At 60.8% G+C, this 14,810-nt stretch carries 13 protein-coding genes; 7 read left to right on the top strand and 6 right to left on the bottom strand.

Annotated features, from left to right (window positions below):
• Positions 1 to 126 precede the first annotated feature (126 nt).
• Positions 127 to 1,335: a DNA polymerase IV gene (dinB, locus tag ABYO54_RS05100; RefSeq protein ID WP_372807163.1), complete on the bottom strand. Its 1,209-nt coding sequence runs from the start codon at positions 1,333 to 1,335 to the stop codon at positions 127 to 129.
• Between the two features lie 121 nt (positions 1,336 to 1,456).
• Here dinB and ABYO54_RS05095 point away from each other — a divergent pair, with 121 nt between their 5' ends.
• Entirely contained in the window at positions 1,457 to 2,761 is a 1,305-nt protein-coding gene (locus ABYO54_RS05095; protein ID WP_372807162.1) for a hypothetical protein, read from the top strand.
• Here the strand turns inward: ABYO54_RS05095 and ABYO54_RS05090 are convergent.
• Entirely contained in the window at positions 2,758 to 3,648 is an 891-nt protein-coding gene (locus ABYO54_RS05090) for an SDR family NAD(P)-dependent oxidoreductase (RefSeq protein WP_372807161.1), read from the bottom strand. The two genes, ABYO54_RS05095 and ABYO54_RS05090, sit on opposite strands and share 4 nt — an antisense overlap.
• Positions 3,649 to 3,790: 142 nt before the next feature.
• On the opposite strand from ABYO54_RS05090, the gene ABYO54_RS05085 reads away from it, so the two are divergent.
• Positions 3,791 to 4,477 carry a hypothetical protein gene (locus tag ABYO54_RS05085; protein WP_372807160.1) on the top strand — a complete coding sequence of 229 codons (687 nt, stop codon included), beginning with the start codon at positions 3,791 to 3,793 and terminating at the stop codon, positions 4,475 to 4,477.
• Between the two features lie 46 nt (positions 4,478 to 4,523).
• Here the strand turns inward: ABYO54_RS05085 and ABYO54_RS05080 are convergent, their stop codons facing one another.
• On the bottom strand, positions 4,524 to 6,236 hold the full coding sequence (locus ABYO54_RS05080) for a GspE/PulE family protein (protein ID WP_372807159.1): 1,713 nt from the start codon (positions 6,234 to 6,236) through the stop codon (positions 4,524 to 4,526).
• Between the two features lie 151 nt (positions 6,237 to 6,387).
• Between ABYO54_RS05080 and murD the strand changes: the two genes are divergently transcribed.
• From murD to ABYO54_RS05060, 4 genes are all read left to right on the top strand, one after another.
• Complete coding sequence (murD, locus tag ABYO54_RS05075; RefSeq protein WP_372807158.1) at positions 6,388 to 7,698, top strand: UDP-N-acetylmuramoyl-L-alanine--D-glutamate ligase; 1,311 nt, start codon at positions 6,388 to 6,390, stop codon at positions 7,696 to 7,698.
• A gap of 43 nt (positions 7,699 to 7,741) precedes the next feature.
• Complete coding sequence (locus ABYO54_RS05070) at positions 7,742 to 8,704, top strand: LysM peptidoglycan-binding domain-containing protein (protein WP_372807157.1); 963 nt, start codon at positions 7,742 to 7,744, stop codon at positions 8,702 to 8,704.
• A gap of 99 nt (positions 8,705 to 8,803) precedes the next feature.
• On the top strand, positions 8,804 to 9,913 hold the full coding sequence (gene ftsW, locus ABYO54_RS05065) for a putative lipid II flippase FtsW (RefSeq protein WP_372807156.1): 1,110 nt from the start codon (positions 8,804 to 8,806) through the stop codon (positions 9,911 to 9,913).
• Positions 9,914 to 9,988: 75 nt separating this feature from the next.
• Positions 9,989 to 10,840, top strand: a complete 852-nt coding sequence (locus tag ABYO54_RS05060) for a class I SAM-dependent methyltransferase (protein WP_372807155.1) — start codon at positions 9,989 to 9,991, stop codon at positions 10,838 to 10,840.
• Between the two features lie 21 nt (positions 10,841 to 10,861).
• Here ABYO54_RS05060 and ABYO54_RS05055 read toward each other — a convergent pair whose 3' ends face one another.
• Positions 10,862 to 11,776 carry a DUF1080 domain-containing protein gene (locus ABYO54_RS05055; RefSeq protein ID WP_372807154.1) on the bottom strand — a complete coding sequence of 305 codons (915 nt, stop codon included), beginning with the start codon at positions 11,774 to 11,776 and terminating at the stop codon, positions 10,862 to 10,864.
• The gene (locus tag ABYO54_RS05050) at positions 11,776 to 12,534 is read right to left on the bottom strand and encodes a DUF1080 domain-containing protein (protein ID WP_372807153.1); all 759 of its coding nucleotides are present in this window, start codon (positions 12,532 to 12,534) and stop codon (positions 11,776 to 11,778) included. Before ABYO54_RS05050 ends, ABYO54_RS05055 begins: the two co-directional genes overlap by 1 nt.
• Before the next feature lie 138 nt (positions 12,535 to 12,672).
• Between ABYO54_RS05050 and ABYO54_RS05045 the strand changes: the two genes are divergently transcribed.
• Complete coding sequence (locus ABYO54_RS05045) at positions 12,673 to 14,016, top strand: Gfo/Idh/MocA family oxidoreductase (RefSeq protein ID WP_372807152.1); 1,344 nt, start codon at positions 12,673 to 12,675, stop codon at positions 14,014 to 14,016.
• 32 nt (positions 14,017 to 14,048) lie between these two features.
• On the opposite strand, the gene ABYO54_RS05040 is transcribed toward ABYO54_RS05045, so the two are convergent.
• A partial coding sequence (locus ABYO54_RS05040) for a TRCF domain-containing protein (protein ID WP_372807151.1) occupies positions 14,049 to 14,810 on the bottom strand: 762 nt, incomplete at its 5' end.

The raw sequence follows: 14,810 nt of genomic DNA, 5'->3' as shown, positions 1-14,810 counted from the left end.
AAGCGGCGCAAGGTCGAGGGGTTTGACCTTGCGCCGCTTTAGGAAGAAGAAACCTGTAAAATTCTCTCATGCAACAAACGAAGAGGGGGGCGGGTTGTGGACAAGGAACGAAATAAATTATTTCGGTCATAGGTCCGATGCGCGCTTCAGGCTGTTTTCGCCATATTTTTCGCGGACGGAATCGGCCGTGTTGCTGAGGCGGTTGCGTTTTTCGCGGTGGCCGGGGTCGAGATTTTCGAACAGGTTGAGCTGGAGCGTTTGCGGTTCGGCGGTTTCGACGAGGCCGCTGACGCCGAAGCCGATGAGCCGGACCGGGCGGTGGCGCAGGTTTTCGTTGAGCAGGTCCATTCCGGCTTCGCGCAGGGTCATGTCGTCGTCGCACGGAATGGGGAAGCGGGTTTGGCGCGTGATGGTGGAAAAGTCGCTCCAGCGGATCTTCAGATGGGCGGTGCGGGCGAAGAACCCCGCCTTGCGCAGGCGGGCGCCGACCTTGTCGACCAGACGCTTGTAGGTGGCCTCGATCGTTTCGCGGTCGACGACATCCTCCGGGAAGGTGACCTCGTTTGAAATGCTCTTCTCGTCTACCTCGGCGCCAATGCCACGTTCGTCGATCCCGTGGGCAAGGCGCAGGAATCCGGTGGCCGCGCGGGCGCCGATGGCGCTTTTGAGTCGGTTGAAGTCGCATTGCTGCAGCTTGCCGATGGTGTCGAGGCCGAGCGACAGCAGTTTTTTCTGCGTAACCTGCCCGACGCCCCACATGCGCCCGATGGGCAGGGGGGCGAGAAAGGCTTCGATGGCCGCCGGTTCGAAGGGAACGACGGTTAGGCCGTCGGGCTTGTCCATGTCGGATGCGATCTTGGCCAGGAACATGTTGGGGGCCACGCCCACCGAGGCGGTCAGTTGCGTTTGCTCCCGGATGTCGCTCCGGATTTTTGCGGCGATGGTCGGGCCGTCGCCGAACAGCCGTCGCGCCCCGGTGACATCCAGGAAGGCTTCATCGATCGAGAGCGGCTGGACGAGGGGGGTGTAGGACTCGAAAATGCGCATGATTTGGCGGGAGACTTCCTTGTAATTGGCCATGTTGTGGGAAACGAAGATGGCCTGCGGGCACTTTTGCAGGGCGGTGCGCGAGGGCATGGCCGAGTGGATGCCGTACTTGCGGGCTTCGTAGGAGGCGGCGGCCACCACGCCGCGCTGGTCGGGCGGGGCGCCGACCACCACGGGCTTGCCGCGCAACTCCGGATGGTCGCGCTGTTCAACCGACGCGAAGAAGGCATCCATGTCGACATGCAGGAAGGTGGTTGGCGCGGGATTCAACGGATCGGTTGTTTTCATGGCGGGGCGGGGCCTCCGGAAGCGGATCGCCGGGAACGACTCGCCGTGCAAGTTAGTGCTTTCCATTGCGGCGGATTTCCCTAAACTGTTTTTCCAATAAACTAAACGTACGGTTGGTGCCATGGAAGATAAAACACACGCACAGGGCGAGCGCAAGGATCCGCGCGATGTGATCCTCGATCTCAATTTCGTGCCCCAGTGGGCGCGCAAGCCCCCGGGCGAAAACCACTATTCGAAGACGGAGTACACCGAACGACCGTCCCGCGACGACCGCCGTCCGGGCCGCCGCGACGACCGTCGCCCCGGCGGTCGCGACGATCGGCCGCGCCGTCCCCGAACCGACCGCGATGAGCGCCCCGAGCGCCGCCGCGAGCCGTCCGAGCCGATCAGGGAGTTGCCCGTTTCCGTATCCTTCCTGCCGGAGCAGAAGCGCCTTGCCTCGCTGGTGCGGCAGATCCACCATTCGCGCCGCGCCTACCCGTTGATGGACCTGGCCAATATCCTGATCCACGATCCCGAAGGCTACTTGGTCAAGATCGAGGGCAACAAGGAGACGCCCGATTTTGTGATGTTCCAGTGCAAGCGCTGCAAGGCGGTGGCCTCCACCGAGGAGCTGATCATCCAGCATATCACGACGAAGCATCTGGGCGATTTCTACGACAAAGAAGAGGTCGAGACCGATGCGCCCGCAGGAAGTTTTCCCGGCGTGGCGCGCTGCCGCAAGACGGGCATCCTGCTCGGGCCGCCCAACCACCATAGCTATACCGAAAAGCTCACGGAACTCCACCAGTCGCGCTTCGCCCATCTGCCGCTCGAAGAATACAAGCGCAGCATCGAAATCGTGAAGGATGACGAGTTGGTCGAGCAGTGGAAGGAGGAGAGCCGGAAAAAAACGGTCTACAGGCTCAAATCCGAACCCGAAGCCGAGCCGGTGGACTTGCGCAAGGCGGAGATCGAATTTGCCAAGAAGGTGCCGTCGCTCTACGAATCCGTACACCGGGCCATTGTCCCGTCCAAGGTGGCGCAGGGGCTCGAAGACCGCAGCATGACGCAGGCCATCCGCACGATCTGGAGCAAGGAGAGCCGCTTCCCGTTATCGATGTCGTTTGCGTTGCGTGCGGCCTTCCGTCACATGCACCTCTACCTGTTCAAAGCGGGAAAAATCAACTTCGTGACCCATATCAAGCCGTATCCGGTCAAGCCCGAGGACACCGTTCCCAACATTGCCGAGGTGCTGATGTTCCTTAAAGAGCATCCGGGCTCGACCCGGCAGGAACTGCTCGAAGTCCTGCATCCTTCGCTCGATCCCCAGTCGGACGAGGCGAAGGCGGCGTTGCAGCCGTTGGGCTGGCTCATCGAACGCGGGCACATCATCGAATTTTTCAACGGAACGCTCTCCGTTCCGCTCGGCCGCCGGCGGCGCTAGCGTAGGCTTTCGGCGGGTTCGAAGGAGATCGATGGCAGGATGCCGAGCTGCCGGTAGGTGAGGTTCATCACCTGCTCGATGCAGAGCGGATCTTTTTCATAGGCGGAAAACGGCTTCTCTTTGAAGGGGTATCCCAGCTGTTTGCCGGTCAGGTTCCGCACCTCCAGGTCCAATGCCGCCCGGGCATAGGTTTCGGCCAGTTGTTCCGGGGCGATGGCGAAGAGCGCCTTGATGGCGTAGAGGTTTTTCTTCCATTGCGGCAGCTCGGGGAAGCGGTCGAGATCGATGCGGACGTTGCCGGCGCAGATGCAGTTGGCGGTCGTCATGGTTCCCGACAGCTGTTGCGCCAGCCACTGCGCGTGCATGGCCTGGGCGAGCTTCGATTGGTAGTAGGCCTTGGCTGCGGAGAACGGGCGGTGGTTGAACATGGGGTCCTTCAAGTTCACCGTCAAAAACGGGTGCATGAAAAGTCCCGCCGACGAAACGTTCAGCACGCGCCCCTGCCGTGCGGCAACAAGCATGTCCAGCAGGCGGTCGGTGAGCAGCACGGGGCCGAGGTGGTTGGTAAACCAGATCCGCTCGAAGCCATCCGGCGTCATTTCGCGCCGTCCGCTGTAGAGGTCGAAGTCGGCGGCGTGGTTGATGAGCACGTCGATGCCGTCGAGTTCGCGGTGGGCCCAGTCGGTAAAGTCTTGGATGCTGCGGCGGCTGGAGAGGTCGATCCGGGCGACGATGCAATCGCCCTCGATTTCGTGCGCGGCGGCGAGTGCCCGTTCCGGATTGCGGCAGGCCAGCACCACGCGGTGGCCCTGCGCGGCAATCCGCCGGGCGGCGGCTTTGCCGATGCCGGAGTTTGCGCCGGTGATGATCACGGTTTTGCTCTTCATCGGCCTATCCTATGCCGAATCCCTCGCGAGGAGCAATATCTCCGGGGCGGGATCGTTCTTTTCCTCGGATTGGCGACCGCCTTGCGCTTGACGTCGTGGAGACGAGAACGCATTGTTTCCCCAGTAATTAAAGGAATTCCTGATGGGTGGAAAAAGAACCGGTGTTTATTTGATTTTGGCAATGGCTTGCGCGGCCGGGGCTGGGGCCGTCGAATACAAGCGCGAGCGCTACCAGGTTATTCTGGAGCGTTCTCCGTTCGGCGAAGATCCAACGCTGGCGCAGGAGGACGTGAACCAGGCCAAGGAAGATGCCGCCGCGGCCGCCGCCGCCAAGGCGCTCGAAAAAGAGATCCGTCTTTGCTTCCTGATGGAAACCGATGGCGGGGAGTTCCGCGCCGGGTTCCAGAACCTCAAGCCCCAGAAGGGCGATCCCTCCAGCGTGTTGCTGATGGAGGGCGAAAGCTTCAAGGGCATGAAGCTCTCGAAAATCGATATTGCCAACAATAGCGCAACGCTCATCAATAATGGCAAACCCGTGACGTTTGAGTTGGCCAAGGCGCCCGCCGCAGCCAAACCCGCGCGCCCGGCCCCGTCTTCGACGACCCGCCGCTTCAACCAAGGGTTCCAGCGTCCCGAGCAACCGACCAAGCCGGCGCAACCCGAGTTGACGGAGGAGGAGCTGGCAAAACGGGCGGAAGTCCAGGAAAACCTGCGCCAATACCAGATGGAAGTCATTCGCGCCGGAATGCCGCCGCTGCCGATTCCGTTGACGAAGGATATGGACGATCAGCTCGTGGCGGAAGGGGTTCTGCCCCCCGGCGCCGATTAGCCATCAATCCGCGCAAGGCTAGGGCTGGCGAGATGGGCCGCCCGCCTCACTCTTCGAGTTCGTCGTCTTCGGTGACGCGCAGGATTTCGTCGATGGTGGTTACGCCGGCCAGCACCTTGTCCCAGCCATCTTCGCGCAGGGTTTTCATGCCCTGACCCAGCGCGGCTTGTTTGATCTCGTTGGCCGAGGCATGGGCAATGACGAGCGGACGAACCTCGTCGGTGACGGGGAGAATTTCAAAGATCCCCGTTCGGCCGCGGTATCCGTTGCCGCGGCATTCGTCGCACCCGACCGCTTCGTAGATCGGTCCTTCCGTTTCCAGTCGATCGATCGGGAAGCTATGCTCGCGGAGGAAGTCCAGGTCGAGCTTCACGGGTTGGCGGCAGGCCTTGCATAGACCGCGTACTAAGCGCTGGGCCACGATGCCTTCGACCGACGACGCCACCAGGAAGGGCTCGATGCCCATGTCCAGCAGACGGGTGATGGTACTGGCGGAGTCGTTCGTGTGAATGGTGCTGAAAACCAAGTGGCCCGTCAGTGCGGCGCGGATGGAGATTTCGGCCGTCTCCTTGTCGCGGATTTCCCCGACCATGATCACGTCGGGGTCCTGGCGGAGGAAGGTGCGCAGCGTGTTGGCGAAGGTGAGTCCGATTTCCGGGCGCATTTGCACCTGGTTGACTCCGGCCATTTCGTATTCGATGGGGTCTTCGGCGGACATGATTCGCTTGTCCACCGAGTTGATCGTGTGCAACCAGGCATAGAGCGAAGTCGATTTGCCCGAACCCGTCGGTCCCGTCACCAGCAGGATGCCGTGCGGGCGGGTGATCATCTTTTTGAGGATCGAGGCATCGTGGTCGTTCAGGCCAAGGTCTTGCATCGTAATCAGGCCGCCGCCGCGCATTAGCAGGCGAAGGCTGACGGATTCGCCGTAGACCGTCGGCATGGTCGAGACGCGGACATCGATCTCGGCGCCGCGGATGCGGACGCTGATGCGGCCATCCTGCGGCAACCGTTTTTCGGCAATGTCCATGTTGGCCATCACCTTGATGCGCGAAATCACGGAGGACTGGAAGCGTTTGAGCTGGGGCGGCATCGGGGTTTCGTGCAAAACGCCGTCGACGCGATAGCGGATGCGCAGATCCAGCTCCATCGGCTCGATGTGGATGTCGGTCGCGCGGTCGTTGTAGGCCTCCCAGATGATCTGGTTCACGAACTTCACGACCGAGGCTTCCTGGTCGAGGTTGCTCAGGTCCTGCTTCATCAGGGCGTCGTCGTCTTCGAGGTCGATCGCGCCGTCCTGCATCATGCGGTCGAGGGTTTCGGCGCCGACGCCGTAGAATTTTTTCGCCGCCGTCGAAATATCCTCGGTTGGGCTGAGTACGAGGCGGATACGGCATTCGGACGCCAGCCGCAACGCATCCACCAGTCCGGGGATGAAGGGGTTGCTCGTGGCCACCTGCAGCACGTTGCCCTCGAGGGTGAGCGGAATCACGTTGTATTGGAAAATCGCCTTGGTGGGCAGTTTGCCGAGGACGTTCCCGGGAATCTCGAACTCTTTGAGCCGCAGGAAAGCAAGCCCCATGGTTTTCGCGAGTTTTTCCAGGAAAGGCTCCTCTTTGACGTCGCTTTTTGCCAGCAGGGCGGCGCAGACCGGGGTGCTGTTTTCGCGCGCTTCCCGCAGGAGGATTTCCAGCTGCTGCGCGTTGAAAAGGCCGGTTGCTTCGAGAAGGTCGTTGATTTTGGTGTTGGTTGTCAGCATTTGAAGACATCCTGCCATTCCATCTTTGGGAAAAGCAATAGATTATTGGTTGGAGTCGAGGGCATTCAACGGATCGTCCCCCTTTGTTATTGTGTTCGGGTTTCGGGCTTGCCTATCTTTGCCGCCGAGGAGAGAAAACGGAAGGGTGGGTATGGAAGAATACGGGTCGGCGTTGATTTTGGGATATGGTCGTTCGGGGCGTGCGGCGGAGCGGTTGCTGCAGGCGGAGGGATGCCAGACGCGGGTGCTGGCGCGCGAGTTGGCGGGCGCCCCGGAGGTCGCGCAGCTTCTTGCGGAAAACACGTTCGATGTCTGTGTTGTCAGCCCCGGTTTTTCGGTGTCGAGTCCTTGGGTCTGTGCGGTGCGCGATTCCGGTGTGCCGCTCATCTCCGAGTTGGAGCTGGGGTGGTCGCGCCACCGGGGCAAAACCGTCGCCGTGACCGGATCGAATGGGAAGAGCACGGCCGTCAAGTGGATCTGCGAGTTGCTGCAGGCCGCCGGAAAAAAGGCCGCGATCGGCGGCAACTACGGCATTCCCGCTTGCGAAACGGTCTTGGACCAACCCGATCTGGAGTGGTTGGTGCTGGAGGTCAGTTCGTTCCAGCTCGAAACGGTCCGGGATTTTTCCGCCGACGTCGCGGTGTTGCTGAACCTGCTGCCGAACCATCTGGACCGCCATGGAACCATGGCCTGCTATCGGGGCGCCAAGGCCCGCATTTTCGGGGCCGTTGCTTCCGGGGCCTGCGTGGTGCCCGTCGATTTGCTCGATAGCATCCGGGACCTTGTGCCGGGCACGCGCGACTGGATCACCTTTGGCGATTCGCCGTCCGCCGACTATTGCTTCAGCAACGGGCACGTTTCGGGCATCGGCGGGGCGACGCTTGATCTTTCTGCAACCCTGTTCGAATCGCCGATCCTCGGGGCCTGTACCGGCGCGGCGGTGGCGGCGGTGGCCGTGGCCTGCGGCATCGATCTCGCGTTCGCCGAATCGGCGGCCAGAAGCTTCCGGCCGCTACCGCATCGGCTGGAGCGGTTGGGGGAGATCGATGGGGTGGTTTATGTGGACGATTCCAAGGCCACCAACCTCGCGGCGATGGCGGCGGCGCTTGCCGCTTGCGGCGAAAACATCCATTTGATCGCAGGCGGGCTTCCCAAGGAATCGGATTATACTTTTGTTAAAGAAATACTGGCGCAACGGGTAAGGAGCATATACGTTATCGGGCAAGCATCGGGAGCAATGTTCCAAGCGTGGAGCGGGGTTTGTCCATGCGTCGAATGCGGTACGCTGGAAGAGGCTTTCGGCGCCGCCACACGCGCAGCGCGGGCCGGGGAAACAGTGTTGCTTTCGCCAGGTTGTGCGAGCTTTGACCAGTTCGGCAGTTTCGAGGAACGCGGTGATTGTTTCAAAAAGCTGTTTATCGGTCAGGAACATGCTACAAACGGGGCTTCGTCGAGGAAATGAACAGCAGGCCATAAGGCGTGTTTGGATATAGGAGTTTGGAAGAATGAAAATCGGATCAGCAATTGTTTTGCACGTCGCCGTTTTGGGCGCATTTACCCTTACGGGTTGTGAAACCACCAAGTCGCAAGGAAGTGGCCGTGGGGCAGGCGCCAAGCATAAGGCGCCTTTCCGGCACGAGCACAAGGATAAGGCCGAAACCGCCTCCGCCGGTTTTCTGGCGGGCGACTACCCCATCGACGATATGTTGCCGGGCGACGACCTGTTCACCGGGGGGGAACCCTTCAAGGTTTCCGGTTATGACGTGGAGCCCCAGCCGACCACCACGACCGCGACCACGGAAGTCTACATTGTGAAAAAGGGCGATATGCTCTCGCAGTTGGCGGTCGATTTCGACACCACGACGGCCACGCTGGTTGAACTGAACCGACTCTCCAACCCGGACGTGCTCTATGTCGGCCAGGAACTGCGCGTTCCCGCGGGCCGCGGCGCTTCCAAGACGACCACCAAATCCACCGGTTCCGTTCAGAAGGGCGGAAACTACACTATCCAGAAAGGCGACACCCTTTCCGGAATCGCCATTGCGGCCGGCGTAAGCATCAACGACCTGCGTTCGCTCAACAACATCAAGGGCGACAAGATCATGGCCGGCGAAACCCTCGCGATCCCGAGCTATGGCAAGGTGCCTTCCTCCGCCCGCAAGACTTCCACGTCTTCTGCGTCGTCGACCACGACTAAGAAGCCGGTGACCACCACCCCGACCAAGGTCGAGCCTGCGGTTCAAGAAGTGGGACCGGTTCTGGACATTGCCGGGCCGACCGTGGCCACGCCCGATTCGCCGATGTCGCTCGACGTGATTGAAGACAAGGTGCTTTATCCCGGCGAAACCCTCGACGACGTGGCCCGCCAGTACGGCGTGAGCAAGGCCGAAATCATGCGCCAGAACAATATTTCGAACGAATCCCAGGTCCGCGAAGGCATGCGCCTGCGCATTCCGATTGCGGAATAGCGATATTCAAAACCCTTGCCGAGGCACGGAGACGCAGCATGCCTGTACGCTCCGTGCTTCTTTTTTTCGCGGTGAAGCTCGATGCGTAGAACGATATCCTTGTTTATTGCAATTGTATTGATCCTCGTGACGCTGGGGGTTTTGATTCTGGCCAGCGCCAGCTCGCCGGAGCGCGACGACGCCACCTATTTCGTGAAGCGCCAGATCATGTGGTTGATCGTTGCGATCGCGGCGGCGGTGATTGCCGCGCGCCTCGATTACCGCTTCTATAAGCGGCTCGCCATACCGATCTCGGCGGTTTCGCTGTTTCTGTTGGTGATCGTCCGCATTCCCGGGATCGGGCTGTTGCGGAACGGGAGCTACCGCTGGCTTGGCTTCGGCGGCTTCACCTTCCAGCCCTCGGAGATCGCCAAGGTGGCGGTCATCATCCTGTTTGCCTGGTGGCTGGCGCGCAACCAGCGGCGGATCGACGAGTTCAAGCGCGGCATCCTCATTCCTTTTGCGATCTTGGGTTGCTTTGCGTGCCTGCTGGTGATCGAGCCCGACTTCGGCACCACCATGCTGGTTTCCACCGTTGCGGTTTCCATGATGTTCCTCGGTGGCGTCAGCCTCGCGCCGATGCTGATCCTCGGCCTGACGGGCCTGCTGGGCGTCGTGGTGATGATCTTGCAGAACAAGGAGCGCATGAGCCGCATCCTGGCCTTCCTCGATCCGCAGAAATACGAGCAGGACAAGGCGTGGCAGCTCGTCAACTCGCTGCGCGCATTTGCCGGCGGCGAGGTTTCCGGGGTGGGGTTCGGCAACAGCATGCAGAAATACAGCTATCTGCCCGAGGCGCACACCGACTTCATCTTCCCGATCATCGGCGAGGAGCTCGGGCTGATCGCATCGCTCATCGTGGTCGTCCTCTATTTGTCGCTGTTTATTCTGGGGTTGCGCATTGCCCTTAATGCCCGCGACGACTTTGGCCGGTTGTTGGCGTTCGGCATCACGCTGATGATCACCGTGCAGGCGCTGATCAATTTCGCGGTGGTCACCGGGTGCGTGCCGACCAAGGGGCTGGCGCTGCCGTTCATCAGCTACGGCGGTTCCAGCCTGGTCATTTCCGGCGGCATGATCGGCATCTTGGTCAACGTCGCCCACACCAGCATGAAGTCCCCCCCGAAAGCTGCGCGCAACCCATTCAAGGACCGGGCGAGAACGGTGTGACCTCACGCGGGCAAGCGGAGTCGAAATGGGGAGCACGCGTCGCGACTCAATCGCCACAATAACGGAGATTTTATCATGAACGATCAATACGAACTACTCGACAGCGGCAATGGGAAAAAGCTCGAGCGCTACGGCGACATTGTTTTGGAGCGTCCCTGTGCCCAGGCCGTCTGGGTGCCGCAGAATCCGCGCCTTTGGGAAACAGCGACGGCCCGGTTCGATCGCATCGATGGGCTGAACTGGGAAGGGCGCGACAAGGTTTCGAAAGCCTGGAATGTCGAGATTGCCGGGGTGGTGATGAAATTGTCGGCCACCGACTTCGGGCACATCGGCGTATTTCCGGAAACGCGCGAGCTCTGGCGGTGGATCCGCTCGACGCTCCGGGAGCAGGCGGATCGTAAGGGGCGGCAGCTCAAGTTCCTCAATCTGTTCGCCTATTCCGGCGGCGCCACGCTCGCCGCCGCCCAGGCCGGCGCGCAGTGCTGCCACCTCGATGCCTCCAAGGGAATGGTCGAATGGGCGCGCGAAAACGCCAAGCTGAACCAGCTGGAGGAGGCGCCGATCCGTTGGATCGTCGACGACGTCATCAAGTTCCTGCGGCGCGAGGTGAAGCGCGGCAACCAATACGACGGCATCCTGCTCGATCCGCCGTCGTTCGGCCGCGGCAAGAAGGGCGAGCTCTATAAGATCGAAGACCAACTGATGACCACGCTCGATCTCGTGCACGAGGTGCTGGGCGAAGATCCCGCCTTTGTGTTGCTGACCTCCCACACCCCGGGCTTCTCGCCCATCGTGCTCGGCAACCTGCTGCGGCAATATCACGACGCCGGAACCTACGAGTGCGGCGAAATGCTCCTCACCGGAAAGCCCGGCGTCAACGACCTCCCCAACGGCAACTGGGCCCGCTGGATCAATACCCCGTCGTAGTCTTCCCGCTGCGTAGCGCGGTTATTCCGTGACCCAGACGTTGCGGAAGACGACCGGGTTGGCGTGGTTCTGGAAGAAAACCGGGCCTTTGGCCAGTTGCGGCTTTTTCGCGCCGTTTCCGGTGCCGGTTTCGAGTTCGAAGTCGTCGTGGATCAATACGCCGTTGAGACGGACCGTGACGCGGGCGTTTTTCGTTTTGGTTTCGCCGTCGAATTCCGGCGGCTTGAAGTCGATGTCGTAGGTTTGCCACCGCAGCGGGGGATAGGACATGTTGACGTCGGGGAGCCTGGTTTTATAGATCGCGCCGCACCACTGCAGGTTGGAGGATTCCGGTTTAAGGGCATTGTTTGCGGGGTTGCGGTAATCGACGGCGAAGGAGTCGAGGATCTGGATTTCATAGTTGTTGAAGATGTAGATTCCGCTGTTTCCCCGCTTTTGGCTGGTGGGGTTGTCGCCCGGTTTGAGCGGCAGCATGAATTCCAGGTGCATATGGAAGGCCCCCAAATCCTTCGTCGTCTGCCCGCCGGCGCTCATGATGCCGTCTTTCACATGGGTGAAGCCGTCCGGGAATTTAAGGACCGCATTCTGCGGGGCGGGTATGCCCAGCGTGGGGCTTTTGCGTTCGACCTTGGCGTAGCCTGCCAGCAACGGCTTCAGGTGCGCGGCCGGCATTTTTCGCGAATCGATGTTGGATTGGTTCCAGCCGTCGCCGGGCAGGCCGCCTTGGTAGATGGCGACGAGGAACTCGCCGTTGGCCAGCAGGTTGGCCTGAAGGGCGGTCTTGCCCGCCTTGGCAACATATTCCCCGATCATCGAAAAGTGTTCGACTTCCTTTTCGGCGGTTGCGGCATCCGTCCATGTCGGCGGGGCCGGGGTCGGGGCGGCCAGGGCGGGGAGGGCGAACAGGAGAGCGGACCCGATGGAGAAAAGCTTCATTATAGTTCCTTCACCTTGAGGTTGCGGAAGTGGACGGTGCCTTGTTTCCCGGCATGGATCTGCAGGCCGAAGAAGCCCTGCTTGTATTCGTCGTTCACCAGATGGGCCGCGGGAATGCCGTTGATCCAGGTTTTGTAGGTATGGCCCTGCGCCTGGATGGTGATGCGGTTCCATCCGTCTTTATCGATTGCCGCGCGCGCTTCCCGGTGGGCTTCCAGCCAAAGCGGGTAGTACCACCCGCCCGCGCTTTGGCCGTAGAGACCGCCCGACCAGCAGCGGTCCTTGCCAATGCCTTCCATTTCGGCTTGCAGGCCGTAAACCGTTTCTTGCGTTTTGCCGGGCTTGCTTTGTGCGCGCAGCATGATGCCGCTGTTGCCGTCGACTTCCCATTTTACTTCGGCGGTGAATACGAAGTCGGCATAGTTGGTCTGGTCGGTGGAAAGATAGGTGCTCGGCGAGCCCGGGACGCAGGTGCCGACGATGGCGTCGCCTTGCGCCTCAAACCTACATGTACCGCCCTTGGGCTTCCAGCCATCGAGGTTCTTGCCGTTGTAGAGCGACGTGAAGCCGGACGCCAAATCCGGTTCCGGGTCGGTATTGAGCAGCATCTCCTCGGGCTTCGGAACATTGGGTTGCTTCTCATATTGCTTGATATACCGCTGCTGGCTCTCCGAGATCGTGTTGCCAACCGCGAATTGAGTGAGGCCCGCGAGTCCAATTAGGCAGGCCAGCGTTCGTTTATTGATTGTTGTTTTCATCGGACCACCTTGTTTTATGGATGCAAACTGCATTTGTAACGGAAAGTTACAAATAGCGGTTGCCTTGGCAAGTCCAATTGTTTAACGATGCAGTCTACCGTCGGAAAAGGCGTGGTCCCACGAGAAAGGGATAGAGCAATGAAGGTTTCCAGAAGAAGTACACTGATGACCGCCGCGGCCGCGACGGGCTTTTCGCTGATTCCCGGTCGGGTGCTTGGCGCGAACAAACGGGTGAATGTGGCGGCCATCGGCATCGGGGCCCGCGGCGCCGGCGTTCTTAAATCGATCGACCAAACCGGGCTCGCGAATATCGTCGCGCTTTGCGATGTTGCGTTGGGAACCCAACACACCGCGCAGTCGGAAGAGCTGTTTCCGACGGCAAAGAGGTTCCGGGATTTCCGCGTTCTGTTTGACCGGATGGCGAATGAAATCGATGCCGTGCTGGTCTGCACGCCCGACTTCTCGCATTTTCCGGCCAGCATGATGGCGATGTCGTTGGGCAAGCATGTCTATGTGGAGAAGCCGATGGCGCGCACCTTCCAGGAGGTGGAGCTGATGATGCGCGCGGAAAAGAAATACGGCGTGGTCACCCAAATGGGCAACCAGGGGCATTCCGAAAACAATTACTACCAGTTCAAGGCATGGAAAGAGGCGGGCATCATCAAGGACGTCACGCACGTCGATGCCTACATGAATAACGCCCGCCGCTGGCACAAGTGGGGCGAAGTGAAGGGATTCGACTCCGGCGCGCCGGTGCCGGAAAACCTGGATTGGGATCTCTGGCTTGGCACCACCCCGCACGCGGTCGACTACAGCAACAAGCTGCATCCGGGCAACTGGCGCGGCTGGCATCAGTTCGGCACCGGCTGTTTCGGCGACTGGGGCGCGCACATTCTCGATACCATCCACCAGTTCCTGGAACTCGGGTTGCCCGAAACCGTTTCGGCAAAGAAGATGGAAGGGCGGAGCGACTTTATCTTCCCGATGGCATCGACCATCAACTTTGCCTTCCCGGCACGGAACGGAATGCCCGCCATGGATATCGACTGGTACGACGGGCGGAACAACACGGCGCCCGTGCCGGCGGAGTTTGCCGGGCGGGAAATCTCGGGGCCGGGCAAGTTCATCTACAGCAAGGAATACCTCTTCCAGGGCGACAGCCACGGTTCCACCCTGCAGATCATTCCCTACGAAAAGATGCGCGAACTTCTCGCGGCCGGCCGGGTGCCGCGCGATTTCGGCAAGAACTCCGACCACTACATGAATTTCATGAAAGCCTGCCTGGGCGAGGAAAAAACCAATTCGCCGTTCTCGGTGGCGGGGCCGCTTTCGCAGGTACTCAATCTCGGCTGCATCGCCCAGCATCTCGGCGGGGAACTGAAGTTCGACCGCTCCAAGAAAATCTTCACCAACAACCAACTCGCCAACAACCTGCTGAAAGACGACGTCCGCAAAGGCTGGGAGCAGTATTACAAGCTCTAGCCCGCCCGCAAACCGGGCCAAAACAAAAGCGGCTACCGCGGGTCGGTTTGAACGAGGTTGATCAGCTCCTTGAGCATCGCGGTCGCCGTTTCTTCGAACAGGCGCGGGTGGCGGCCGGCAAAGGTGAGATAGTCCTTCTCTTTGGCGAGCATCACCTGGCGGTCGCGGACGATGACGGAATCGAGGCCGCGGACGGCCGCGGCGATGCGCAGTTCGGCGATCAGCATGAGGCGCTGCACCTCGGCGGGCAGTTTGCCGAAGCGGTCCTTGATCTCGCGCTTCATCAAGGCGATCTCCTGTTTGGTGGCGAGGGCCGACATGCGCTGGTAGAGGCGTAGGCGCAGGGTTTCGTCCTCGATGTAATCGTAGGGGATGAAGGCGCCGTCTTTGCGGTTCGCCGATTTCGGCGAGAGGTCGAGGAAGTCGATCTTGACGGCAACATCCATCAGCGGCGGCGGACGTTTGCCCTGCATGATGGCGATGGTGCGTTTGAGTAGCTGGCAGTAGAGGTCGAAGCCGACGGCGGAGATATGGCCGCTCTGCTTGGCACCGAGCATGTTTCCGGCCCCGCGCAGTTCGAGGTCGCGCAGGGCCAACCGAAAGCCGGAGCCAAGGCCGGTGTAGCGCTGGATTGCGTTCATGCGGTCGCGCGCGGCGTCGATCAGGTCGCCGCCGGGGGAGAGCATGAAGAAGGCGAAGGCCTTGTGGTTGGAGCGGCCGACGCGCCCGCGCAACTGATAGAGGTCCGAGAGCCCGAACCGCTCGGCGTTTTCGACCAGCAGGGTGTTGCAGTT

The sequence above is a fragment of the Pontiella sp. genome (genome assembly GCF_041622395.1).
Taxonomy (GTDB): domain Bacteria; phylum Verrucomicrobiota; class Kiritimatiellia; order Kiritimatiellales; family Pontiellaceae; genus Pontiella.
This window is presented reverse-complemented; position numbering and strand designations above follow the sequence as displayed.

What these genes read in the sequence shown, in the direction of transcription:
- ABYO54_RS05050 (WP_372807153.1), bottom strand. Translation starts at nt 12,534, where the DNA reads ATGAAAACAACAATCAATAAACGAACGCTGGCCTGCCTAATTGGACTC.
- ABYO54_RS05055 (WP_372807154.1), bottom strand. Translation starts at nt 11,776, where the DNA reads ATGAAGCTTTTCTCCATCGGGTCCGCTCTCCTGTTCGCCCTCCCCGCC.
- ABYO54_RS05090 (WP_372807161.1), bottom strand. Translation starts at nt 3,648, where the DNA reads ATGAAGAGCAAAACCGTGATCATCACCGGCGCAAACTCCGGCATCGGC.
- ABYO54_RS05095 (WP_372807162.1), top strand. Translation starts at nt 1,457, where the DNA reads ATGGAAGATAAAACACACGCACAGGGCGAGCGCAAGGATCCGCGCGAT.
- ABYO54_RS05070 (WP_372807157.1), top strand. Translation starts at nt 7,742, where the DNA reads ATGAAAATCGGATCAGCAATTGTTTTGCACGTCGCCGTTTTGGGCGCA.
- ABYO54_RS05085 (WP_372807160.1), top strand. Translation starts at nt 3,791, where the DNA reads ATGGGTGGAAAAAGAACCGGTGTTTATTTGATTTTGGCAATGGCTTGC.
- ABYO54_RS05060 (WP_372807155.1), top strand. Translation starts at nt 9,989, where the DNA reads ATGAACGATCAATACGAACTACTCGACAGCGGCAATGGGAAAAAGCTC.
- murD (WP_372807158.1), top strand. Translation starts at nt 6,388, where the DNA reads ATGGAAGAATACGGGTCGGCGTTGATTTTGGGATATGGTCGTTCGGGG.
- ABYO54_RS05080 (WP_372807159.1), bottom strand. Translation starts at nt 6,236, where the DNA reads ATGCTGACAACCAACACCAAAATCAACGACCTTCTCGAAGCAACCGGC.
- ABYO54_RS05045 (WP_372807152.1), top strand. Translation starts at nt 12,673, where the DNA reads ATGAAGGTTTCCAGAAGAAGTACACTGATGACCGCCGCGGCCGCGACG.
- dinB (WP_372807163.1), bottom strand. Translation starts at nt 1,335, where the DNA reads ATGAAAACAACCGATCCGTTGAATCCCGCGCCAACCACCTTCCTGCAT.